Source organism: Thalassoroseus pseudoceratinae (assembly GCF_011634775.1).
In the GTDB taxonomy this organism is placed as follows: domain Bacteria; phylum Planctomycetota; class Planctomycetia; order Planctomycetales; family Planctomycetaceae; genus Thalassoroseus; species Thalassoroseus pseudoceratinae.
Genome location: NZ_JAALXT010000004.1, coordinates 58,050 through 82,809 on the forward strand (window position 1 = coordinate 58,050; position 24,760 = coordinate 82,809).

At 55.6% G+C, this 24,760-nt stretch carries 20 protein-coding genes; 10 read left to right on the forward strand and 10 right to left on the reverse strand.

Annotated features, from left to right (window positions below):
- Positions 1–20 precede the first annotated feature (20 nt).
- Together G6R38_RS14550 and G6R38_RS14555 are read right to left on the reverse strand one after the other, a co-directional pair.
- Positions 21–1,025, reverse strand: coding sequence for a glutamate cyclase domain-containing protein (locus G6R38_RS14550; protein ID WP_166826877.1), 1,005 nt, complete (start codon positions 1,023–1,025; stop codon positions 21–23).
- Positions 1,022–1,969 carry a pyridoxal-phosphate dependent enzyme gene (locus G6R38_RS14555; RefSeq protein ID WP_206028593.1) on the reverse strand — a complete coding sequence of 316 codons (948 nt, stop codon included), beginning with the start codon at positions 1,967–1,969 and terminating at the stop codon, positions 1,022–1,024. The genes G6R38_RS14550 and G6R38_RS14555 overlap by 4 nt, the downstream gene beginning before the upstream one ends.
- 238 nt (positions 1,970–2,207) lie before the next feature.
- Here G6R38_RS14555 and G6R38_RS14560 point away from each other — a divergent pair, with 238 nt between their 5' ends.
- Together G6R38_RS14560 and G6R38_RS14565 are read left to right on the forward strand one after the other, a co-directional pair.
- Entirely contained in the window at positions 2,208–3,227 is a 1,020-nt protein-coding gene (locus G6R38_RS14560) for a DUF1559 domain-containing protein (RefSeq protein ID WP_166826880.1), read from the forward strand.
- Between the two features lie 132 nt (positions 3,228–3,359).
- A complete protein-coding gene (locus G6R38_RS14565; RefSeq protein WP_166826883.1) occupies positions 3,360–3,743 on the forward strand; it encodes a hypothetical protein in 384 nt (127 codons plus the stop codon).
- 62 nt (positions 3,744–3,805) lie between these two features.
- Here the strand turns inward: G6R38_RS14565 and G6R38_RS14570 are convergent, their stop codons facing one another.
- Positions 3,806–4,735 (reverse strand): sugar phosphate isomerase/epimerase family protein, encoded by a 930-nt coding sequence (locus G6R38_RS14570; protein ID WP_166826887.1) that lies wholly within the window; start codon positions 4,733–4,735, stop codon positions 3,806–3,808.
- Positions 4,736–4,933: 198 nt separating this feature from the next.
- Between G6R38_RS14570 and leuS the strand changes: the two genes are divergently transcribed.
- The 6 genes from leuS to G6R38_RS14600 all read left to right on the forward strand — a co-directional run bounded on the left by leuS (position 4,934) and on the right by G6R38_RS14600 (position 11,990).
- The gene (gene leuS, locus G6R38_RS14575; RefSeq protein ID WP_166826890.1) at positions 4,934–7,897 is read left to right on the forward strand and encodes a leucine--tRNA ligase; all 2,964 of its coding nucleotides are present in this window, start codon (positions 4,934–4,936) and stop codon (positions 7,895–7,897) included.
- A 95-nt stretch (positions 7,898–7,992) separates the two neighbouring features.
- A complete protein-coding gene (locus tag G6R38_RS14580; protein ID WP_166826894.1) occupies positions 7,993–8,283 on the forward strand; it encodes a hypothetical protein in 291 nt (96 codons plus the stop codon).
- 182 nt (positions 8,284–8,465) lie between these two features.
- Entirely contained in the window at positions 8,466–9,143 is a 678-nt protein-coding gene (locus tag G6R38_RS14585; protein ID WP_240928215.1) for a 23S rRNA (guanosine(2251)-2'-O)-methyltransferase RlmB, read from the forward strand.
- A gap of 78 nt (positions 9,144–9,221) precedes the next feature.
- Positions 9,222–10,532: an outer membrane protein assembly factor BamB family protein gene (locus G6R38_RS14590; protein WP_166826901.1), complete on the forward strand. Its 1,311-nt coding sequence runs from the start codon at positions 9,222–9,224 to the stop codon at positions 10,530–10,532.
- Between the two features lie 26 nt (positions 10,533–10,558).
- Entirely contained in the window at positions 10,559–10,864 is a 306-nt protein-coding gene (locus tag G6R38_RS14595; RefSeq protein WP_166826904.1) for a MazG nucleotide pyrophosphohydrolase domain-containing protein, read from the forward strand.
- A gap of 7 nt (positions 10,865–10,871) precedes the next feature.
- On the forward strand, positions 10,872–11,990 hold the full coding sequence (locus tag G6R38_RS14600; protein WP_166826907.1) for an XdhC family protein: 1,119 nt from the start codon (positions 10,872–10,874) through the stop codon (positions 11,988–11,990).
- Positions 11,991–12,030: 40 nt separating this feature from the next.
- On the opposite strand, the gene G6R38_RS14605 is transcribed toward G6R38_RS14600, so the two are convergent.
- On the reverse strand, positions 12,031–12,522 hold the full coding sequence (locus tag G6R38_RS14605) for a leucine-rich repeat domain-containing protein (RefSeq protein ID WP_166826910.1): 492 nt from the start codon (positions 12,520–12,522) through the stop codon (positions 12,031–12,033).
- A gap of 118 nt (positions 12,523–12,640) precedes the next feature.
- Here G6R38_RS14605 and G6R38_RS14610 point away from each other — a divergent pair, with 118 nt between their 5' ends.
- Positions 12,641–13,138: a peptide chain release factor family protein gene (locus G6R38_RS14610; protein WP_166826913.1), complete on the forward strand. Its 498-nt coding sequence runs from the start codon at positions 12,641–12,643 to the stop codon at positions 13,136–13,138.
- 24 nt (positions 13,139–13,162) lie between these two features.
- Here G6R38_RS14610 and G6R38_RS14615 read toward each other — a convergent pair whose 3' ends face one another.
- Both G6R38_RS14615 and dnaE read right to left on the reverse strand, forming a co-directional pair.
- Complete coding sequence (locus G6R38_RS14615) at positions 13,163–13,747, reverse strand: hypothetical protein (RefSeq protein WP_166826916.1); 585 nt, start codon at positions 13,745–13,747, stop codon at positions 13,163–13,165.
- Between the two features lie 47 nt (positions 13,748–13,794).
- On the reverse strand, positions 13,795–17,310 hold the full coding sequence (gene dnaE / locus G6R38_RS14620) for a DNA polymerase III subunit alpha (protein WP_166826919.1): 3,516 nt from the start codon (positions 17,308–17,310) through the stop codon (positions 13,795–13,797).
- 260 nt (positions 17,311–17,570) lie between these two features.
- Here dnaE and G6R38_RS14625 point away from each other — a divergent pair, with 260 nt between their 5' ends.
- Positions 17,571–17,789: a hypothetical protein gene (locus G6R38_RS14625; RefSeq protein WP_206028594.1), complete on the forward strand. Its 219-nt coding sequence runs from the start codon at positions 17,571–17,573 to the stop codon at positions 17,787–17,789.
- 101 nt (positions 17,790–17,890) lie between these two features.
- On the opposite strand, the gene G6R38_RS14630 is transcribed toward G6R38_RS14625, so the two are convergent.
- From G6R38_RS14630 to hemE, 4 genes are all read right to left on the reverse strand, one after another.
- Positions 17,891–21,328 (reverse strand): PVC-type heme-binding CxxCH protein, encoded by a 3,438-nt coding sequence (locus tag G6R38_RS14630; protein ID WP_166826922.1) that lies wholly within the window; start codon positions 21,326–21,328, stop codon positions 17,891–17,893.
- Between the two features lie 86 nt (positions 21,329–21,414).
- Positions 21,415–22,110, reverse strand: a complete 696-nt coding sequence (locus tag G6R38_RS14635) for an HAD-IA family hydrolase (RefSeq protein ID WP_166826925.1) — start codon at positions 22,108–22,110, stop codon at positions 21,415–21,417.
- Complete coding sequence (gene hemG / locus G6R38_RS14640; RefSeq protein WP_206028595.1) at positions 22,107–23,591, reverse strand: protoporphyrinogen oxidase; 1,485 nt, start codon at positions 23,589–23,591, stop codon at positions 22,107–22,109. Before hemG ends, G6R38_RS14635 begins: the two co-directional genes overlap by 4 nt.
- 3 nt (positions 23,592–23,594) lie before the next feature.
- On the reverse strand, positions 23,595–24,629 hold the full coding sequence (hemE, locus tag G6R38_RS14645; RefSeq protein ID WP_166829051.1) for a uroporphyrinogen decarboxylase: 1,035 nt from the start codon (positions 24,627–24,629) through the stop codon (positions 23,595–23,597).
- Between the last annotated feature and the right edge of the window lie 131 nt (positions 24,630–24,760).

Here is a 24,760-nt window from a genome sequence, read left to right on the forward strand (position 1 = left end):
CAGCCAAAACAACATTCACACTAATTCGATGTCAGCCCAAGTCGACGCCGAATACTCTGCCAGGGCTGAATGTACGTGAGAAATGGCAGACCATCGACGGTGGGATCGGGGCGTGCAGTGACACCGTCGACTGCGGGACCACGACGAACGAGCGATTCTAACGCCGCTTGTTCGTGGATGCGGTCAAATGGTTGCAGTCGGCTCACTTCGTTCAAAATGACAGCCACCGCAGACGCGATCGCGTATCCGCCCCAATTGCTGACACCCGTTACGATAGTCCAATCGGTAGAAATTCGACAAGGGATGCACGGCGGTGAAGCGGGTGGCAACCGTCGAATGAGATCCGTCCACGCTACCGCACCGAAACCGATTTCATTTCCGCCGTCCCCGACACCGATTGTGGTCGGTCGTTGATCGCCTTGGGTGACGTGCTCGAATAGCTGATGCAACGGCGGCGTCCATTCGTCGATGACATCGCCCAACATATTGTGACACCGATTCCAAGCGGTTTTCGGTACAAGTTCCGCGAATCGCTGACGATCCTCATCGTCCCGACTCACTGACTCAAACGTGTGAGCGGGTCCACTGCGTTCGATGGAAATCAGATGCGTCCATTCTGGTGTCGTGGCGGTGTCATCGAATTGCAAATTCCCATGGGAATTCGTGTCGAACATGCGAACGATGTCCCGCGGAAGACCATACGCTTCCGCCGCCACACGAACCGCGTCGGCACAGAACGGATCGGTAATCAAATCCACCTTCCGACCGAGATCCCGAAAAAACCGAGCAAGAATCGCTGCCCCCAGCGGGCCATCCGTTTCTGCAGCAGGCGGGTTCGCACGCGGGACGAAATACCCAGTGACGATCCCGATGGACGTGCCATTCGCCGCCAACTCCTCGGCAGCGGATGCCAAATGTCCTAAACACAGCGGGGGAAACTCTTCCTCGGACGCAATCAAACCGCGACGGGCGGGATCAGTCCGCACGAAGCGTTCGATGTCAGAGATGATCTCGGAGCCGGTCATACGGTGGATCGCCCAAGGTTTGAGAGTTCGAAATTCCCACCCGAAAGAATAATTCCGACCTTCTTGCCAGCAATGCCTTGCGGGTTTTCCATGAGACAAGCCAACGGCACGGCGGCGGAAGGTTCCACGACAATCTTCATCCGCTCCATGATCAACTGCTGAGCGTCGCGAATGGTCGATTCTTCGGCCAAGCGAATCTCTTCGACGGATTCACGAATAATCGGAAAAGTCAGTGCTCCAATTCCCGTGAGCAAACCATCCGCGATACTCCGTTGACCGGTTGTCGGCTGTCTGACGCCGGATTTCAGGCTTTCGAGAGCATCGTTGACGACTCGCGGTTCACCGGCCCAAACTCGTATTCGCTGCTCTTGCGATCGAGCCACGATCGCCGTTCCTGCCAGCAATCCGCCACCACCAACCGGGGTCATCAGAAGATCGAGGTCCGGGCAATCCTGCACGAATTCCAACGCTGCGGTTCCTTGACCGGCGATAATCCGAGGGTCGTCGTATGGATGGATCAGTGTCGCACCGGTTTCATTCTGAATGCGTTGACAGGTCGACTCGCGTGCGGACTGCGTTGGTTCACAGAACGTGATCTGACCACCGTAGTGCTCGACCGCGGCGATTTTAACTCGCGGTGCGTTGGACGGCATAACAATGTACGCCGGCACATCACACAGACCTGCCGCCCAAGCCAATGCGGCAGCGTGATTGCCCGACGAATGCGTCACCACGCCGCGTTTCGCATCACTCTCGTTCAGTGAGCGGACGGCATTAGTTGCCCCTCGGGCTTTGAACGCACCGGTTTTCTGGAAGTTCTCACACTTGAACACGATGTCCGCATCCAAACGCTGACTGATCTGCGTACACGTCAAAATCGGCGTGCGATGGACCCAGCGTTCGATTCGGGTGTGAGCTTCAATGATGTCTGCGACGTGTTGCAACCGATTTTCCAAGACCGAAAATTGCACAAAATTGAGACGCTATTGTTTTTCAAATCATCAATATCCTATGATATTACTATCCACGCCACCGAACCACCATTCTAGGCGTGCCCCACACGCGTTTTGTTCGACCGTGAACGGCGTTTCCAGTGAGCAGTTGATTTCTTCTTATCTCGGCACATAGCTCGCTGGGTCGCACGGGTCGGATGTCATTTCTCATTTTTCCGAGGAGAGTCCCATGATACGTTCACACGGGTCCCGGCAACGATTGCGTGGTTTCACGCTGATCGAGTTGCTTGTCGTCATCGCAATCATTGCGATTTTGATTGCACTCTTGCTTCCCGCCGTGCAGCAAGCTCGCGAAGCTGCTCGTCGCACAGAATGCAAGAACAAGCTAAAACAACTCGGCATCGCGATGCATAATCACCACGATGTTTACCGCGAATTCCCCCGGAACTACACGCAAGTTGGCGGGAATGCCTGGGAAGCACTGAGCTTGAACTACTACCTGCTGCCGTTCCTGGAACAGAACAACCTGTACGAGCAAGGTGAAGCGAACAAGACATGGGGCTTCATCCATGGCACGGTCATGAAGACGGATCTTGCCGCATTCCATTGTCCCTCCGCACCAGAACCCGGCGACCAGACCAGCACGTGGGGCGGACCGGGAACGAACTACGCCTGGTGTACAGGAAGCTCGTCACAAACCGTGTGGGCTGGAAACGCTTTCAACGGTGCAGTCGCGTACCAACACGACCGCAAACTGTCTGATATCACCGATGGAACGTCAAACACGTTGCTCGCATCAGAGATTCTCTCGGGATCGTCCTCCAGCGGTTCCAGTGGTATCTACCCATACGACGTTTTCTACACGAACAACGGTCTCTTCAATTCTATCGCCGATAAGAACTTCCCAACGCAAGCGGAACTCACGGCGATCGGGCAAGCCGCTCAGGACAGCCCATCCGGTGTTCGTCACAACAACGGCACAATGTGGGGCTGGTATGCGGCGGCTCAATCGACATTCACAGCGGCTGCACCTCCGAACTGGCAATACCCGACGGCTGGTGGCGACTGCTGTCCAGGTGGTGCACACGACTGGGGCACGGGAATCATTCCGCCGCGAAGTCTTCACCCGGGTGGTGTCAACGCGGTTTTGGCCGACGGTTCCGTCCGGTTCATCACCGACAACATCACACTGCTGACTTGGCAGCTTCTCGGCAACCGCCAAGACGGCGAAGTTCTCGGAGAATACTAAGCTCCAGGACGGCTAACTCCGCTGAAGACCCCTCAAGCCGCTAGTTCCGACTGGCGGCTCTTTCCATACCATTGCTCGGCTCACCCGAGCCAAGTCCCCACCCACATTGTTGTCAATTAAGAGAGTCTTGCCATGCGTTTGTTTTGTTTCGCGATGACCGTATTTTCGCTGTCGTTTCTCCCCGGATGTGGTGGAGGCGTGCAGGAAAAGGAAATTGAAGTCAAAGCCTCCAACGATCCACTGAACGAACCGCGTGCCATCCTAAAGCGTTACGCGGAAGGGCAGCCGTTCGGTAGCGAAATCACCAGTTTCCCGGATCACGTCGCCAACGTGCGTGAAATCGACCCGGAACGAGCGGACATCCTGGAGAAAGGAATCGCCGATCTCCAAGCCGCCCCCGCCGGAAAACGCAAAGCGATTGCCAAGGAACTGCTGGGAAAACTGGCCCCGAGCATGGGCATCCCCTCGGATGATTCCGATGGAAAAGGAACCGAAGAGGCTTCGGAAACCGAGTAAAGTAAAACCCGAGTCAATTGACACACCGACGCCAACTCAATGGCGTCGGTGTTTTCTTTCGCTTATGGTTTTTGGATCAATTCTGCGAGTTGATCGATGAACTTCGGAATCTCTTCCCGCGGATTCTGTTCTTCAAATTCCAGCACGACGTAGCCTCGATAACCCGCATCCTTCAAAATGCTGATGATGCGAGGCAGGTCGGCCGGCTGCTTGCCACCACCGTTCGGGGCGACCATGACCTTGATCTGAGCGTTGACAGCCAACGGAGCAATCTTGGCGAGATCGCGGTAGGGGTCGTCGGTGCGGAAGTTGCCGCTATCGAAGTTGACGCCAAACCACGGCGACTCGTCGACTTGCTCGATGATGCTTAACATTTGCTTGGGTGTGGCGGTGATACCCCCGTGGTTTTCCAACGCAAGCAGCACCCCCTTTTCAGCGGCGTATTCCAGGGACTCATTGATCCCTGCTGCACACCGCTTGATCGCTTCCGCTTCGTTGTCGCCCTTCGGCGTTTTCCCAGCGAAAATACGAATCACGGGCGCCCCCATCGCAGCGGCGTAGTCGATCCATTGCCGAGTCATGGCAAGTTGCTTCTGACGGGCTTCACCATCGGGAAGGGCAAAGTCATTGCCGATCGCCGTGCCGGAGATATCCAATCCCTGCCGAAACGTCCGATTTTTGAGCATCATCAGATACTCATTTGTGACTTTCGATGGGAAGTAGTAGCTGGTCAATTCCGTGCCATCGAGCCCGAGTTCCGCACAGAAATCGATGAAATCACTCAGCGTCATTTGTGGATCGCTGCCACCTTTGCGGAGTTGGCGATTGAACGAATACGCCGCGAGCGACAACTTCATATGCGAACCGCTGGCCGATTTCGGTTCCTTTGCGGACGCGGTTTGGGGGGCCAATGCCGCCACCGCACCGGCTCCAGCGAGAGCGGACAGGAAATGACGACGATCGACGGAAATTCGAGAATCAGCAGAATTCATATGGGGTTCCGAACACAAAGTGGCAGGGTGGTGTCTGTAGAAACAATTCGCTTACCATTTTCCGATCGTACGTCAGAATTGCAAACCCGTCGCACGCCACTACACTGAGCGTTGTGATCTTGCGCCAAACGTGGATTGCCCGGAATGAAACTCAAGGGCCGCTCACGACGCCTTCAAACCTAACCCACATCGACACTCATGCCTCGCTACGATGCCAACCGGATCGAACCCAAATGGCAAGCCTTTTGGGATCAAAACGCCACCTTCCAATTGCCGGACGAGATCCCCGAAGGCGAAAAGAAATATGTCCTCGATATGTTTCCGTACCCGTCGGGTGACGGTTTGCACGTGGGGCACCCCGAAGGCTACACCGCGACGGATATCGTGTGCCGTCACGCCCGGATGAAGGGTCAGAACGTATTGCACACGATGGGTTGGGACTCGTTCGGTTTACCGGCCGAACAGCACGCCATCAAGACGGGCACACACCCCCGAGTCACGACAAACAAAAACATCGACAACTTCCGCCGCCAACTCAAAAGTTTGGGATTCAGTTACGATTGGTCGCGGGAATTCGCCACCACCGATCCCGACTATTACCGTTGGACCCAGTGGATTTTCCTGCAACTCTTCGACACTTGGTACGATCCCGAGCACGAATGGACCGGGCCCGACAGCAAACAACGCATCGGCAAAGGTCGACCAATTGCCGAGTTGCCGATTCCGAATGACGTGCAATCGGAAGGCGAGTCTGCGGTCCGGAAGTACCAGGATGCGCACCGATTGGCGTATCAACACGAAGCCCCGGTGAATTGGTGTCCGGCTCTTGGGACGGTGCTCGCGAATGAGGAAGTCACGGCGGAAGGGCGAAGCGAACGCGGCGATCATCCGGTGGAACGCCGTCAACTTCGACAATGGATGCTCCGCATCACCGCATACGCCGAGCGATTGTCCGAAGAACTCGAAGACTTGGATTGGCCCGATTCGGTCAAGGCTTTGCAACGGAACTGGATTGGCAAAAGTTTGGGGGCGGAGGTCGATTTCTACATCGGCTCGCAGACGGAAGACGGCTTCACAGCCTGGAAGCAACAACGCGAGCAAACCGGCTTTCCGAAATCGCCCGACACCGACGTGCTTCGGGTCTACACCACCCGACCGGATACGCTCTACGGTGCCACATACATGGTGCTCGCACCGGAGCACCCCGCGGTCGATCGGTTGACCTCGAAAGACCAGCAAACCGCCGTCGAGGAATATCGGCGGATGGCCGGTTTGAAAAGCGACCTCGACCGGACCGATTTAGCCAAGGAAAAAACCGGCGTCTTCACCGGCAGCTACGCGACGAATCCGGTCAACGGCCAACAAATTCCAATTTGGATCGCGGATTACGTTCTTGTCAGTTACGGCACCGGAGCCATCATGGCGGTGCCGGCTCACGATGAACGCGACTTCGAATTCGCCAAGGCGTTCGACTTGCCGATTCTTCAGGTGGTCGCCTCGACCAGCGATACGGATTCCACAATCGCTGACGACAAACAGCTGTTGGATACGTTGACGATGAACGAAGCCGCCGAGGGTTCCGTGCATGTCCCCGGTTTGGAATTGGACGAAGCATTCACGGAAACCGGGTACGCGATCAACTCCGGTACCTACGACGGCATGGCGACGGAAGATTTCAAACCGAAGATTGCCGCCGACTTGCAAGAAAAAGGACTCGGCAAAGAAGCCGTGAATTATCGGTTGCGGGATTGGTTGTTCAGCCGTCAACGGTATTGGGGCGAACCGTTTCCGATCTGGCATGAACTCGACGCTGACGGCACCCCGACCGGAATGGTGCGGGCCGTCGAAGATGCGGAGTTGCCAGTCGTGTTGCCAGAGATGGAGGACTTCCAACCCACCGGCACGCCCGATCCGCTTTTGTCCAAAGCTCCTGAAGAATGGCTCTACCAAACCGCTGATGACGGCGTGAAGCTCAAACGCGAAACCAACAGCATGCCGCAATGGGCCGGTTCATGTTGGTACTACTTGCGGTTCGCTGACCCGAAAAACTCCGAGCGGTTCATCGATCCCGCGAAAGAGAACTACTGGTTGCCGGTCGATCTCTACATCGGTGGTGCCGAACACGCGGTGTTGCACTTGTTGTACTCGCGGTTCTGGCACAAAGTCTTGTTTGATCGTGGCGAAGTCACCACGCCAGAGCCGTTTCAGAAGCTCGTCAATCAAGGCATGATTCTCGGCGCTCCTGAGTTGAGCGGTTTTCAAGACACCGACGGCAACTGGGTTTCGAGCAAGAAAGTTCGCGAGAACACCAACGAGGAACTCGACGCCACACACGTGATAGCCGACACCGGCGAACCTGCCACTGCGGTCAAACTCGAAGCCGAACAAGTTGAGAAAAAGGGCGAGAACTTCGTATTGGCGGACGATCCGAAAATCGTCGTCGATAGTCGAGCCTACAAGATGTCGAAATCGCGTGGGAACGTGATCAATCCTGATGACATTGTTTCGCAGTACGGTGCGGACTCGTTGCGGCTTTACGAGATGTTCATGGGGCCGCTCGAACAGAACAAACCCTGGAGCATGTCCGGCGTGGACGGCGTGTACCGCTTTCTCGGTCGAGCGTGGCGGATGATCGTCGACGAACGAGCCGACGAGGTGAAACTCAACGCCTCCGTGCAGGACATCCCGCCGAACGAAGATCAGGAACGAATCCTTCACAAGACCATCCAAGCCGTCGGCGAGGATATCGAGCGGTTGTCGTTCAACACAGCGATCAGTCGGATGATGGAATTCACCAACGCCGTCACCGCAATGGACCAGCGACCGCGAGCCATCTTGGAACCGTTCGTGTTGTTGCTCGCCCCGTTCGCGCCACACTTGGCCGAAGAACTTTGGGAGTTGTTCGGGCACGAGACTTCATTGGCGTACGAACCCTGGCCAGAGTTCGACGAATCGAAAATCCGCGAAGACACCGTCGAAGTCCCCGTGCAGATCAACGGCAAAGTCAAAGCCAAAATCCAAGTCCCCAACGGTGCCGACAAAACCACTCTCGAAACCACCGCCACCCAAGACGAAACCGTTCAAAGTTTCCTCGACGGCAAACAAATCATCAAAATAATCGTCGTGCCGGGACGACTTGTGAACTTCGTCGTGAAGGGGTAATACCGTATCTGGGGCAGTGCCTGGTGGAGCCCAATATAGTCTGCATAAGAACCTTATACTTTGCGCAAATCACGGGTCGCGGTAGGAAAAACACCATGTCAGATTACTGGATTCGAACTGAATTGGGTGTTCATGCTGGATTTACAGTAGAGTGGCACGGCCCATACGACAATCAACAACGAGCTGTTTCTGTAGCTAAAGAATTATCCGACCCTTGGGATGCGACGGAAATTGTCGCGGAAGTAGTTCTCGGTGCCCCGGGCTCCGAAGGTACTCGATTGGCTGAATTCTATCGTGGCACGAAGTATCTTCCAGGCGAAAGTCCATGGTACGACTGCCGACCACCGGCTACCGTCGATATTCCTTTGAGCCCGAAGGGGAAATAACATTGATGTGCAGTAGTCGTAGGTCAAGAAGCGCCCAACGCAATTCATTTCGATTCCGCCAACAGTGTCAGGTACGGCCTGACCTACTCGCTGACCTTCCATAGATTGAGACCCACGTGGCTATCGAACTTCGTAACCCTCATAGTGTGCAGGCAGCTTTGGAGAGGCGGCCGAATGCTGTGATGGAGATTCGTCTACACTCTCGGCAGCCGGGAACCGCTTGGGAATCGGTCGCCGAGACGGCGAAAGCGGCCCGTGTGCCCGTGCGACGCGGGCAACGTCCGGAGCAATCCGGACGACGGCAGCCGAAAGGGGATCAGTCCGAACGCATTGGAGCCGGCAGCGCGACGGTGAAGGAACTTGATCCGGTTGAGTTGGACGAAATCTTTGCGAACGGAGCCGAACGAGCGAACGGTCGGGGCGTATGGTTGGCGTTGGATCAGGTTCAAGACCCACGAAACCTCGGAGCGATTTTCCGATCGGCGGCGTTCTTTGGATTGGAAGGGTTGATCTTTACTCGTCACAAATCGGCCCCGCTGACCGGTGTGGCCTACGATGCTGCATCGGGAGGAATCGAACACGTCCCGTACGCCAATCCGCCGAGTCTCACCCGCACGATGCAACTTGCCAAAGACAACGGCTTGTGGATTCTCGGTGCATCGGAACATGCGGAGCAGGACATTTCCGAAGTCGATCGCGAACGCCCCTGGCTACTGATCGTCGGTAATGAGCAGCAGGGCTTACGACGGCTCACGCAGAAAAACTGCGACACCATGTGTCGTCTCTCGCCGCGTGGCCCGGTGCAATCCCTGAACGTTTCCGTCGCGACGGCCGTCTTGCTCGCCGGGCTGACCCGTTGATTGACGCGCGATAGCCCCTATGCCACACTGTCAAAAACCGTACAAGTGAATTTATCAACTTCCGTCAAGGTGTTGCCGATGGTTTCCCACCGCCGAATCGACATTCCCGCGTTGGCCGGGATGGTTCTTGCTCTTGCGACTCTTTCGAACGCCTCCGCCGAGAATTGGCCGTCATGGCGGGGACCGAGTCACAATGGAATCTCCGGTGAGACGAATCTTCCGATCGAATTCGGCCCGGACAAGAACGTCGCGTGGAAACTCCCACTCCCCGGACAAGCTGGAGCGACCCCGTGCATCTGGGGTAAGGACATTTTCGTCACATCAGTCGACGATGACGATTTTCTCCTGATGTGCATCAGCACGGATGGCACAGAGAAGTGGCGTCGCGTGATCGGTAATGGAAACCAACGGGTCCGCGGTGACGAAGGAAACTACGCCTCGCCGTCTCCGTCCACTGACGGAAAACACGTGTGGGTGATGTTCGGCCAGGGCGATTTGGCCTGCTTCGACTTCGCTGGAAATGAAGTGTGGGCGTTCAACCTCCAAGACCGTTACGGCAAGTTCCAAATTCAGTTCGGAATGGCCTCGACACCAGTGCTCCACAAGGGACGGTTGTACCTGCAATTGATCCACGGTGAAGGTCGGCCGAATACGCAAGAAGCTCGCGTCGTTGCCCTCGACGCTTCGACCGGCAAAGAAATTTGGCAGACCGGTCGTGTCACTGGTGCTTCTCAAGAGAACGAACACTCCTATGCATCACCGACGTTGTACGACGACGGAAAAGAAACCTATTTGGTGACTCACGGCGGTGATTACGCCATCGCGTTCAATCTCGAAGACGGCAAAGAAATCTGGCGGCTTGCCGGTTTGAACCCTCGTGATGATCCCAATCGCCGCTACCATCCGACCTTGCGATTCGTGGCGTCTCCCGTCGCGAACGAAGGAATGGTTGTGGTGCCAACAGCGAAAAATGGCCCAGTGGTTGCAGTCAAAGGCTCGGCTCGCGGATTGGTCGATGCCGACTCCTCCGATCACCTGTGGACGCGACCGCAAAACACGCCTGACGTGCCATCCCCGCTGATCAAAGACGGACTCGTTTATCTTTGCCGAGAGAACGGAAACCTGCTTGTTCTCGACGCCAAGACCGGCAAGGAAATGGACGAAAACCGAACGACACGTGATCGACACCGTGCGTCACCAGTTTGGGCTGACGGCAAAATTTACCTCACGGCACGCGGCGGAATCATTACCGTGGTCAAAGAGGGTGCGGAATTTGAAGTTCTCTCGCAGAACGATCTTGGAGAGGAGATTTCGGCATCACCGGCTATCTCCGACGGCACCATTTATCTCCGCACGTTCAAATCCCTGTGGGCGATTCGGCAGAAGTAACTTTCTGGGAAAGTCTTGAGTTCAGCATGACCGATTCGATGACGTTACGCGATTTGCAGAATCTCATCGAGACGATGTATTCCGCGAAGGATGTTCAGCGGGGGACCGCGGGAACATTCATGTGGTTGATGGAAGAAATTGGTGAACTCGCCGCAGCATTGCGAGAGGGCACGCCCGAGGAACTCGCCGCCGAGTTCGCGGACGTGCTCGCGTGGCTGGCCACCATCGCCAACGTAGCCGACATCGACCTAACCCAAGCCGTTCATGACAAATACGGTGGCGGTTGTCCGGGTTGCCAGGCGATGGTCTGCGTGTGCAACGTCAAACCTTAGGGGAATCATGGAAACCTTGTTGCAGACCCTGGTGGATTCCGTGCGAGGTGGTTCGCCGTGTGCGTATACCGCCCTCGTGGAAACACGGGGATCGACCCCGCAAAAAGCGGGAGCCACCATGCTCGTGTTTCCTGATGGTTCGCAAACCGGCACGCTCGGCGGCGGTTGCGTCGAAGCCGAGGTCAAACAGCGAGCGTTGCGGTTGCTGGACCATGGCGATCGCGAAATCCTCACGTTCAATCTCGACAGCGATTATGGATGGGATGACGGTTTGATCTGCGGCGGCCGAATGCGGATGCTGGTCGATCCGATCCGCCCCGGTGATGACCTCAGTTACTTCGATCGTCAATTGGAAGTCATCCGGGAAGGTCGCGGTTCGACGGAAGTCATCATCTTCAAGACTGAAAACGAAGACTCCACCGGTGATCGGTTTTTGCTTGATGCTGAAGGCGAGATCATTGCCTCACGAAGCACTCAAGAAATGCCAGCGGAAGCCAAAACCAACCTGCGATCGTTGGCCGACCGTCCAAGACCATACGTCGCGAAGGGCGTGTGCTATTTGCCCCGGTTGGATCGGTGTCGGTTGTTGATTGTCGGAGCAGGGCACGTTGGGCAAGAAGTTGCCAAACTCGCGGCGGCGGCAGACTTTGATGTGTGGGTTGTCGATGACCGTGAACAGTACTGCAATTTGGAACGATTCCCGCAAGCGAAGCGGTTGATTGTCGCTGACATTGACACAGCGCTCTCAGGGTTGGAAATCGATCCCGACACCTATGCAATCATCGTGACTCGCGGCCACAATCACGACGAAGAAGCCCTTTACCATCTCGCTGAGACTTCAGCCCGGTACGTGGGTCTGATCGGTTCGCACCGCAAGATCAAACTGATCTTCGAAGACCTCCTTGCCGAGAATATCTCTGCGAATGCACTCGAACGTGTGCACGCTCCGTTGGGTTTGGATATCGGTTCGCAAACCGTGCCGGAAATCGCGGTCAGCATCGTGGCCGAACTCATCGCCCACCGTAATCTCGGCGGCATTCCCGACAAGTACACCCGCAACAGTTTGCTGCATGAACTCCACGGACGAGGCCGAAAAGACCAAGGGAGCGTACCGGAATCATCCTAATTTCGGTGCACAATTCAAGCTATTGTCGTGAGTGGTCGTGTCACTGAATAACTTGGCATCCGGGCACTTTGTTTTGAAGTTCCTCGATGGCCTTCTTCGTCACAGTTGTATTGTGAAGCGTGAGTTTTTCCAAGCTGGTCAGGCCCGCCAACTTTACAACTCCCGCATCGGTGATGTTCGTCGCTGAGAGTTCCAGTTCCTTCAGATTCTCGATTTCCAACAAGGCATCAACCCCGGCGTCCGTGATAGGCGCTCCGTGCAGACCGAGAAATTGCAGATCGCTGAGAACCGTAAGGTTCTTCAAATCCTCGTCGGTGATATCTTGACCATTGAGATCAATGCGTTGGATTTCCGTGGCGCCATCGTCGATGTCGGAGAGCGATTTGACTGCCAACGATTTCCCAGCGACGGTCACGCTGCCGCCACGGGCCACGACCCACCCCATCACCGCGGCCGATCGGGTGGATGACGAACCGCAGCCCACACACGATCCAATCGCGACCAGGACCACCAAGACTCGAATGAATTTCATCGAGCGAGCTTTCTATACTTCAAGAAATGAATCAACGGATCACACCGGCAATACAAACGGCCGGGATATGATCTAAGTTATCGTCCGCATGAACGGGCGGCAAATCGGAACCAATTTCATGTTTCGACATCCTACAGAAATTCCCCCCGACCAGTTGCAGTCTGAATGCGATGTCAAACGTCTCAAACGCGGCGGTCCCGGTGGACAACATCGGAACAAGGTGGAAACGGCGGTCGTGTTACATCATCGTCCAACTGGTGTCTCTGCGGAAGCCAATGAACGCCGGTCCCAATCGCAGAACTTACAGGCCGCGTTGTTTCGACTCCGTATCGCTCTCGCACTTCAAGTGCGTCGGGAGTGGAACACTCCCAGCGAGTTATGGACGACTCGTGTTCGCTCAAAGAAAATTCAAGTCCGCAACACTCACGACGATTTTCCGGCGTTGCTCGCGGAGGCTCTCGATGCGTTTGAGGCAGGGGAGTGGAATGCGGCCGAGGTTGCCGATTCGCTCGAAACGACCACGTCGCAACTTGTGAAATTTTTGAAACTCGAACCTGACGCATTCGGATTGCTGAATCAAAAACGAGTGGCAAGTGGTCTCAAGCCGTTGAAGTGATGGTCGGAAAACGGATCGACGAGCTTATTTCTTGTTCGCGTCCGGCAAGCGTTTCCAGGTCTTCTTGGTTTTCTTGCGTTTGTCATCGAAGAAGATCGCTCGTTTGCTCGTCACCTCGATAATTTTTTGATCACGAACTTTACCTTTGAGTTTCGTGACCAATTCGAAGGCGGCTTGCGGTTTGCCACGAATCGATTGAAACACACACCGGCCATCTTTGACTTCCCATTTGATATCCACGAGAAGTTCGTCATCGACCAGGAGCGAGTAGACCGTGGAAAATTCCACGTACATCGTGCCTCTGCCTTCGGGTTTGAGCGTGAGTGTGATGTCGCCGTAGGATTCGGGTCGCTTCCATCGCCCGATGAGTGCTCGGACATAATCCGCATCGCTGGGCGTTTTCGTTCGGATCGTCGAACCGGTTTGCAGTCGTGCGGCTGCCTCTGTTTCCGTGAATGGTTCTGAGACCGGATTTGTGCCTGCGCCGGAAAGAAACATTGCCGCTGTCACGAGCAGAGTCAATGCGACAAGCCCAACGAACCAGCGAAGCCCTCGCGACGTTCCCGGTGGAGCGGCAATTTCGGCATCTGTCGTATTCGTATCCATCATAGTCCGTCTCCTACGAAAACCCGAATCTCCAATTCACACCAGTTTCATTACCGACCGACACCTCGACTGGACCCCGCCTTGCGAATTGGTTGTGCGTGGAATTTAAAGTGGGTTTCGCCAATCGCCTCCACCAATTCGGCTTTCAACTCCGAAGTGCAACCGACACGGAACGAATCCGGCGTTTGCAGAACGTAACGCAATCGCTGGCCGGGATTGGCATCGTCGGGCATCTCCGCAAGCAGCACCACTTCCGAAGTCCCCGGATGCCGACTGATCACGTCCCGCACGCGGATCATGTCCTGTTCGTCGTGCAATCCGTGCTGGAATTTCACGGCCAATTTGTCGGTGAATGTTTTCTCGACTTCCTCCATCGTCAGCATTTGATCGACGATGACATTCGGTTCTCGGCTGCGTTGATCGACGCGACCTTTGACGAAGCGGATCGCATCGGTCTCGACGAGATGCCCCATGCGAGCAAATTCTTCCGGCCACATAATGCACCGCACGACTCCGCCGGCATCCTCGAAATCGAAGTTCACATACCGTTGGTTCCCATTTCGGCTGGGCTTCTTCGTTTGTGCTTTTTTGATGGCTGACACCATCCCCGCCAACAACACTTCCGCTTTCTCTGGCAGTTCTTTGAGTTCGGCCGCCGTGTGCGTCGAAAACCGACTCAGCCTGTCGGCGTGTTCGGTCAACGGATGTGATGTCAGATAGAACCCGAGAACCTCTCGTTCGTACGCAAGTTTCTGACTGTTTGTCCAATCGGCAGCGTCGGGAAGGCTAATCTCGGTTTCCTCGGCTTCATCGTCATCCCCACCAAACAAGCTTTTCTGGCCACGCGCTTGGTCTCGTTGCTTCGCCGAGGCCGCTTGCACAGCCCGATCGACCGCTTGCAAGTGTTGCTCACGATTCGGTCCGAAACTGTCCAGGGCACCGGCTTTGATCAAAATTTCCAAAGCCGATTTGGTAAGAACTTTCGGATCGACCCGTTCCGTCAAATCGTAAATGTTCAGAAACGGACCGTTCGCCTCGCGTTCGGCCACCAACTGCTGCACCGCCGCGTCACCGACCCCTTTGATCGCTCCGAGACCAAAGCCAATTTTGTCATCGACGACAGCAAATTCCACGTCCGACGTATTCACATCCGGCGGGAGTACTTCGATCTTCATCCGCCGGCAATCATCGGTTTGCTCGGAGATGCGGTTGGAATCTTCCATGCCACACGAAAGAAGTGCCGCCATGAATTCCGCCGGATAGTGAGCCTTCAAATACGCGGTTTGATAGGCCACGGCACCGTAAGCCGTACTGTGCGATTTGTTGAACCCGTAACCGGCGAACTTTTCGATGAGTTCAAACAACTCGATCGCGGTGGCTTCGGGAATTCCATTTTCGCGAGCACCTTGGACGTATTGCTCGCGGAAGTCGGCGATGATTTTCAGTTTCTTCTTACTGATCGCCTTAATACACCGATAGGAAGCCGGAAGTTCGATGTTCCCCACACGGTTGAGAATCCGCATGACTTGCTCTTGATAGACCATCACTCCGTTGGTCTCGGCAAGCACTTCATCCACGACCGGGTGGATCTTTCGGGGCTCCTGTCGACCATGCTTCACGTTGACATATTCCATGACCATCCCGCCCTCGAGCGGGCCAGGTCGGTACAACGCACTGGTGGCGATGATGTCTTCGAAGCGGTCGGGCTTCATCTTCGTGAGCAAATCCCGCATCCCGCCGGATTCCAACTGGAAGATGCCTTTCGTTTCACCCCGTTGGAGTAGGGCAAACGTCTTCGGATCGTCCAATGGAAGTTCAAGCGGATCGATCTTCTTGCCGCGATACCGTTCGACGTTTTTGACGGCTTTGTCGAGGATCGTCAGGTTCCGCAGACCGAGAAAGTCCATCTTGAGCAGACCGACCATCTCGACGGTCGGCCCGTCCCACTGCGTGATGATGTCTTCTTTGCCGGTAATGCGTTGCAGCGGAATAAAGTTGGAAATGGGGTCATCCGCGACCACCACACCCGCCGCGTGTGTCCCGGCACTTCGGGCCAAGCCTTCCAATCGATACGCAATGTCGATGAGTTCCGTCACCTGCGGATCGCTGTTGTAAGCGTCTTGCAAGTCTTGCGACTCTTCGACGGCAGTTTTAAGCTTGATGTTCAGCGTGTCGGGCACCATCTTGGCAATTTCGTTGACCCGAGGCAGCGGCACACCAAGCGCACGCCCCACGTCCCGCACAACCATCTTCGCTTTCAGCGTACCGAACGTGCCGATCTGGGCGACGTTTTCGATACCGTATTTCTCTTTGGTGTAGTCGATCACAAGTTGTCGTCGATCCCGACAGAAGTCGATATCGATATCCGGCGGTTCGCTCCGGGATGGATCGAGAAACCGCTCGAACAGCAGGTCGTACTTCAGCGGACACACGTGCGAGAAACCGAGCACATAGGCCACGATCGCACCGCACGCCGAACCCCGCGCCTGACAAGGGATACCCTGTTCGACGGCAAAGCGGGCAAAGTCCCACACGATCAAGAAATAACTCGAGTACCCCATCTGATCGATGACGCCGAGTTCGTAGTCCAGCCGCTCCCGGTGGGCCTCCGTAATGCCGTCCTCACCGTAACGCCAGAGCATTCCTTCTTCGCAAAGTTCGCGGAGGTACTGCTTATCGGTTTTTTGCTCTGGCGGACGGAAAACAGGGTAGTGCTTCTCGGTGAGATCGAGTTGCAAATCGATCCGGTCGGCAATCTCCTGTGACCGAGCGACGGCGTCTTCCAGTCCCCCGAATGCCTCGTACATTTGTTCGGGAGAACGCACGAAGAATTGATCGTTGTCCATCCGCATCCGTTTGGCATCGCTGCGGACGGCACGCGTGTTGACGCAAAGCAAAATATCGTGAGCTTTGGCGTCGTCTTGGCAGAGATAGTGCGAATCATTCGTCGCGACCAACGGGATCCCGACCTGTTGCGCGAGATCGACCGTGCCGTCTTGGCAAAGCTTTTGAATCTCCAAGCCGGCATTCTGAATTTCGAGGTAAAACCGATCGCCGAAGACTTTGTCGAACCAATGGATCAGGTTCTTCGCCTTGTCCTTTTCCTCCGCCAAAATGTAACGAGACAGTTCGCTCGATGCGCACCCCGAGAGACAAATCACTCCCTCGTTGTGGGCTTCCAGCAATTCCTTGTCGATTCGAGGTTTGTAGTAGAACCCCTCCGTGTAGGCGATAGACGCCATCCGAATGAGGTTCCGAAAACCCGTCTTGTTCATCGCCAATAGCGTCAGGTGATGACTGGCTTCCTTCATTCGCGATGCGCTACGGTCCGTCCGATGCCCGGGAGCCACATACGCTTCATAACCGACAATCGGATTGACATCGTTCGCTCGACACGTCGTGTAGAATTCCATCGCCCCGTACAAATTCCCGTGATCGGTAATTGCACAGGCATTCATCCCCATGTCTTTGGTGGCTTGGACCAAGTCGGGAATTTTGTTCGCACCGTCGAGCAAGCTGTAGTGCGTATGACAGTGAAGATGGGCAAACGGGCGATTTTCAGACATCAATATCCCTGGGTCTGAGTGAAGCGAATCACCTGTATTCTACCAATCGGCAGACTCGGTCGGAATGTCGAATCCGTCCCCTTCTCAGGGATCGAAAACCGCCGATTGGAAAACATTCTGAAAATTTGTATTTTTCGAGAATTCTCGGGAATAATCTTTTCGCTTGGGACTCTTACCTGTGCACTGGCCCTTTGATTGGAGCCAGCATAGCCATGTCGGCTGTGCGGAAAATCTGTGGAATTCTCTTGAGGGAACTCGCAATGAAGAAGTTTGCTGCTTGGATGATGATGCTCGCACTGACCGTTTTCTCCGTCGGCTGCGGTGGCGGCGAAGAGCCAGCTGAAACTCCTGCCGAAACTCCAGCTGCTGAAGGTGAAGAAACCCCAGCTGCTGAAGGTGAAGAAACTCCAGCCGCTGAAGGCGAAGAAACCCCAGCCGCTGAAGAAACCCCAGCCGCTGAAGAAGCTCCAGAAGAGTAATGACCAATCAACCTTGATTGGCACCAAGAACATCGAAAACGCCGCCGGGAGTTCACCTCTCGTGCGGCGTTTTCTTATTGACGAATACAGAGTGAAGCCTCCTATTTACCGGCGATGAACTTCGCTTGCGCTTTGGAATCGGTTGCCGGTTGTAATTCCAAACGTACTGGCTTTTTGCGATGCTCGGTCAGTACGGCGACGGTGAGCCAATGACGACCGGTCTTCAACGGCACGGTCATCGATTCGGCGGGTTCCAAAGGTTTTGAATCGAGCCAAATTCGTAGACCGTTTGGTGAGTTCAATCGCAAGACGACTTCACCTTCAGTAGTGACGTCCAGCTCCGTCCGGGCGAATGCGACGACCGGTTCACCGGAACGTGGGCCGCGAAGCTGGTTCATCACCGGCAGATCCGCAATCGGCAAGTCGCCATTCACGCGGCTGTAGACCGGCTTCCACGCAAATGCGTCTGGGTTGTTGGCGGCGGCATCGTAGCTGGTGCGGCGGAGTTGATGTTTCGCCTCGGTCGTCGCTTGCATGACTTCCCATCGTCGAGCCACGGGAGTTTGTGAAACACTACTGCTCCCCGCTTTCCCAAGCCCTGAGAGAAACGCGATTAGATCGACAAACTCAGTCTGAGTCAGTTTCTCCGTCAAACCAGCCGGCATCAACGACTTGCCGACTTTCTGCTGGAGAATCGAAGCCAGCGGAATGGAAATGAGCTGGTCCTTCGCATCTCGCAACAGCAATTCCGTGTCCGTTTGTCGAACTTTAACCCCCGTCAGGATTTGACCTTCATCCGTCGCCACGACGAGCGAGTGATAGTTTTCTTTGATCTTCTTGTTTGGATCGAGCAGCGATTCCACGATGTAATCCGGTTGTGCGCTGCCACCGAGACTGATCAAATCCGGTCCGACTTTCCCGCCCGCACCGGCGATCGCGTGGCATGTCATGCACGCCAAACTCTCCCGACGGAACACCGTTTCCCCCCGGGTCGCATCACCGGCATCGGTTACACGTGTCAAAAGTGTCTGCATTTCATCCGCCGAAAGTTGCTTCGGACCGCTGGTAATGCCACCCGCTTTTGCCAACTGTTCGGTCAACTTCGCATGAGGCGTGGCTGTGGAATCAATGGTTCGCAGCCCGATGCGTGCGACATCGGCCGGTAACTTGTGTTGGTCGAGAGCCGCCGTCAACGCTGCGGGACCGTTCTTTCGTTCAAGGAAAGCCACAAACAATGCAGCGGTTGCTTCCGGTGTCGGAGCAGATTGCAACAACCCGACGGCTGCGGTCGCCGCTTTCTGCGGTGCGGTTTTTGTCAGAGCAATCACCCCTTGGCGACGCACCGGCCAAGACCGATCGGATTGCACGAGTTTCATCAGAACGTCGTTTGCATTCCCGAGAGCCGTCAGTGCGGACAAACTCGCGGTGCGCAACTCGGCGTCGGTATCATCCGCCAATGCTAACAGACGTAGCTCATCCCGAGCTGACGACAGCTTCCATGCAGCCACACAATTGACGATGGCCAATTTTGTCTTTGCATCCGAGTCGTTCAACCATTTCACGGCCGCCGAGAGATCACCCGACGGTTTGACCTTTCGCTCCCGTGCCGCCCGCGCCAACAACGTTAAAAGTTCCTGACGACGTGTTTCGGTCGTCGATTCCTCACGAACGGCATCCCAAACGACATTCAAATCGTTTGGTTGCCCAAGTTCTGCAAGCACGTTCAACACCGTCTCCCGTTGGGCGTCTGAAACATCGCCTTGGTTCAGCAATTTCGTCAGAGACGACACCGCCGCCGGGTTCCGAATCGCACGCAATGCGAAGGCCAAATCATCGGCCTTCCCGTCGAAGTTAAACTCGCCCGCTTGAAGTTTCGGGAGCCAACCGTCGGCAGTCTCACGGCACGTCAGCCAGAGGGCATAGTCGAGCCATTGGTCCATCGAATTGGAACGAGCCGCAAGTGCCGACTGCACCGCCTGCGTTTGGTCCGACCATTTCGCGAATGCCCGCGCGGCTTCCAGTCGAACGTGTGAATCGGTATCGCTCGCCAGCTTCGCGAGATGCTGCGGGATCTGTTGATCGAGTTCAATCCAATCGCCTGCAATCCGAGCCGCCGCCGCTCGCACGCCAGATGTTTTTGCTTGCATCAGAGAGACAAGTAGCGGCACATCAATCACACCGCACGTTTGCCCGGTCCAGATCGCTTCTAGCCGATGCCGATCATATTCCGGATTAGACGCATCGAGATTAGAAACGAAGGCTTTCAGGTTGGACGTGATATCGACCTGTCGTTCCCGCAACGCTAACTTCGCGTGTCGGCGATGCCACGGTTGATCGGACTTCAAAAAACTCAGCACATCATCGACCGAGAGTTTTGCAAAGTCCGGCCGTTCGGTGGTGGGGCGTCCCTTGTACGTGATTCGCCAAATTCGACCGTGGGTTTGATCGCGACGCGAATCACGGAAATCGACTTCGCCGTGCTGAATGATGGGGTTATACCAGTCGGCAATGTAAATCGCTCCATCCGGCCCAAGCCGTACGTCGACCGGTCGGAAGGCAGTATGCGAACTGCGAATGAGATCGGGCATCTGCTGCGACGCGAAACCCGAGCCATCGTTACTAACTTTAAATCGGCACACACGATGACCACGGAAGTCGTGCGTAATTAAGTCGCCCTGCCAATCGTCCGGTAGATGCGAACCGCCGACGACCTCCAAACCACAGTATTTCGGACTTCCCGGATTGAGCCCCGGAAGAATTCGTGGCACACCGACGGCCGTCGCATATGCCGCTCCCGGAACCACGTAATTGATGCCCTGACCACCGGCCCCATCAGTCACGAAAGAGTTCCCCAGCGAATCAAACTCATGCCCCCAGGCGTTGATCCAACCCCGAGCGAAGACGTCGAGTTCCATCGTCTCCGGACGAAACTTCCAAATACCGCCGCCGTTCAAGCGTTTCACACCGTATGGGGTTTCGATGTGGCTGTGAATGTAGATCGACTGATTGACATACAAGCAACCATCCGGCCCCCAGCGGAATGTGTGCAGAATATGGTGCGTGTCCTCAGTGCCAAAGCCGGACAAAACCACTCGCCGATCATCCGCCTTTCCATCGCCATCGGTGTCTCGAAGATGCAGAAGCTCGGTGCTGTTGGCCACAAATGCACCACCGTGACCGGGAGCCACGCCGGTCGGAATCAGCAAACCGTCGGCGAACACCGTGGTTTTGTCGCTCACGCCGTCGCCATCGGCATCTTCAAGAATCAGAATCTTGTCATTGGCTTCTTGGCCCGGTTTGATGTGCGGATAGACTTCCGATGTCGCAAGCCACAACCGTCCGCGATCGTCGAAATTCATCTGGATCGGTTTCGCGATGGCGGGATCGGCGGCGAAGAGGTTCACTTCGAACCCCTCCGGTAGCACGAACGATTTCCGTTCAATTTCCGGATCGGTCGGGGGAATGACTTTCAAATCCCGCTGACCCCAAACAGCTGCGGAGGGCAAACAGCACAGAAGCGCAAAAATCATGTAACGCATTGGGAGGGCAGTCCTGTCGATCAGGCAATGCCTGACATATGGCATGGGGAACAAATTGCAATATCGCTTCTCAGGCACGGCCTGAACTACGAATGATGACCTATCGTGCCTTCCGGAAGCAATTCCGTCAAACGTCGCAGGTGATCTGGTATCGGACTGGAAGCATTTCGATCAATCAGCTTCGCTTGGAATCCTGCTTCGCGTGCAGGCACCACGTCTGTTTCCCAGGTGTCGCCGACCATCAAGATGTCTGCAGGAGCCACGCCGCACGCGTTCGCCAACTCCCTGTAAAATTGGGAACTGGGTTTCTTCCACCCAATGATCGAAGACACCACCCGCACGGAAATCGGCTGTAATGCCGGAATTTGCTCGCACAGCGTGAGCAGTCGATGATCGAAGTTGGAAGCAACGGCCAGCTTCACACCCCGATCAGCCAAGGCTTCAAGAGTCGGGGCGACATCATCGTAAACCCGCCAACACTGCGGTTCCGCAAACGCATCGTACAAATCGCGGTAGCAGTCGATAGAGGAATGAATATCGTCGAGCACCTCCCGCATCACGCGTTGCCAATAGGCAAACTCGCGATCCTCGTCGGTCTGCAATTCATCATCGGTCGACGGCTGAGAAAACGCACGCGCGAAGCGTTTCTGAACATCCGCGAGAGAATATCTCGATCCGAAACGTCGCCCGATTTGCCAGTAAATCTCGGCAACCGAAGGCGTAGGCGTAATCAACGTGCCGACCGCATCGAAGGCGATCCAGGATGGAAGTTCTTGATTCATACCGAATTGTAGTCGCGACGAGCGACATCGGCACGGGGTGGAACGATTGTTTTCCAGATCGTCTCGGCAGAGGTCTCACCTCGATGAATCACGTCCGGCACTCCAACCCCGTGAAACGCATTGCCGGCCAGAGCCAGTCCACGATGGTTACGGACACGGTCTTCGATGTGGCGAACCCGCTCGAGATGCCCCAAATGATATTGCGGCATCGCTCGATTCCAACGGGCGACGTGCACGAAATCCGGTTCGCCACAGACACCGAAAATCTCGGCCAACTCCTGTTGAACAACGTCGGTGATTTCCTCATCGGTCGCGTCAAGTTCCTCGGGTTGCATCGCGCCGCCGACAAAAGTCCGCAACTGAATACACCCATCGGGAGCGCGACCGGGAAACTTACGGCTGGTCATGGACACCGCCAGTATCCGTCGCTTCTCGATAGCTGGTACAACCATCCCGAACGCATCCATCGGGTGCTGAATATCCGCCAGCCGATGTCCGCTGACGACAATCGCCGTGGAAGCGTATTCAATTTCGCTCAACAACCCCGCTAACTCCGAATCGGTGTCGTCCAGCAAGCCCGCCGCTCGCCACGCTGGCAATGCCATGACGACGGCATCAAATTCCACATCGTCCGCATCCGAAAACCCCAAGATCCATCGGGAATCTTCTCGCTGTCTCACACTCGTGACAGGTTTCCCCAACTGGCAATCGGCCAACTCCTGTACACGCTCGGCCAACGCATTGACCAGAACCGAAATCCCCTCATCCGGCGTCGCGAACAGACCGTAACGGGCCCCGCTGGAACGTTCCGTTGGTTGGTTTCGCTGTTGTTTCCGGCTTGCGAGAATCAAACTCCGATGGTCGCGTTCCATGTCCAGAAACCGCGACAGCGTTGCTCGCAGACTGAGTTTCTCCGGGTCGGATGTGTAAATCCCACCGACCAACGGTTGCACAAGTCGCTCCAACGCTTCGTTTCCGAATCGACGACGCACGAAATCGGCGAGGCTTTCATCATCATCGCCCCCTTCGCTTGACCGACGACGGGGCACGATGGTCTCCAAACCCATGCGAATTTTCCCAGTCCAGGAAAACAAAGGGCTCCGAAGCACCGGCCATACTTTGGCAGGCGTCATTAACATGAACCCGTCTGGCACTGGCACCGGGCGGCCGCGATGTAACACCAACGACCGCCGATAAGTTTCGTCCGTAGAGATCAGTCGGTCGGCAATCCCCAACCGCTTGCAGAGATCAACCGCCCATGGCTTGTTCGTGATGAACGAATCCGCGCCGGTTTCAACACGGTACCCGCCGATGTTCACGGTTCCCAAGACTCCGCCGAACCGATCGTTGGCGTCGAAGAGCGTGATTTCACAGGGCGTGTCATGTTCTTGACGCAGTTCACCAAGTCGGTTCGCCGCCGCCAAACCACTGAAACCGCCTCCAATCACGGCAATTCGTCGCGGTCGCTCGTTGCCACTCACCGCCTACCGTGCTCCCATCTCATGAACCATCTTGACGAGAGCTTTGACATGGTCGGGATTCATATCCGGCATCACACCATGCCCGAGATTGAAGATATGCCCCGGTCGTCCATCAGTGGCGTCAAGCACGGCTTTCGTTCGCTGACGAATCGAATCCAGATCGGCAAACAGCACCACAGGATCAAGATTGCCTTGCACAGCAACATCGTGCCCGACCGTTTTCCAACCCTCACGCAGATCGACTCGCCAATCTAAGCCAATCACGTCACCACCGGACTCCCGCAGCAATGGCAGAAGCGCCGGATTGCCGGTCAGGAAGTTGATGACGTACGCATCGTCCGGTAACGCCTCGATAACCGATCGCGTGTGTGGCAACACATACTCACGGTAATCGTCGGGCGACAAGCAACCAGCCCAGCTATCGAATAACTGCACCAACTGACAACCCGTCTCGAGTTGCTTGCGAAGGTGCTTCACCACACTGCGAGACAACCGACCGAGAAACTCGTGCCACGCACCAGGGTCGCGGTACATCAGGGATTTCGTGTGAATATAGTTCTTCGAACCGGCTCCCTCGATGGCGTACGAAGCCAACGTGAACGGCGAACCACAGAACCCGATCAACGGAATATCCGCTGGCAAATCTTGCCGCACGAGTTTGACCGTCTCGAAGACGTAACTCATGGCGTCGATGTCTTCGACTTCCCGAATACGATCCAAATCCTTGCCGGTTCGCAGCGGGTTTCCGATCTGTGGGCCAGGTTGGTAATCGAGTTCAAAGCCCATTGGTTCCAGAATCGTGGGCAAATCCGCAAAGAGAATGGCCGCATCGACTCCCAGAATCCGTTGAGCATCCAGCGTGACTTGGGCCGCCAAATCCGGTCGTTTGCAGAACTCAAGGAATGTGTGGCCGCTACGAACCGCCTGATACTCAGGCAAATAGCGACCGGCTTGCCGCATAATCCAAATCGGCGTGGTATCGGTTGGTTCCCGCCGAACGGTTTTGAGAAAGCGACTATTCTGCAATTCGGGCGTCATCACCGGGTTAAATCTCCGCAAATAACCATTCATTTTTCCTCGAAGTTGTCTCATCATAGCAAGGCGTCCAGAGAACTCCTACGATGGCGAGAGATTGCATTCGCTTGCTGGATCGCAATTCCGCGATCGAT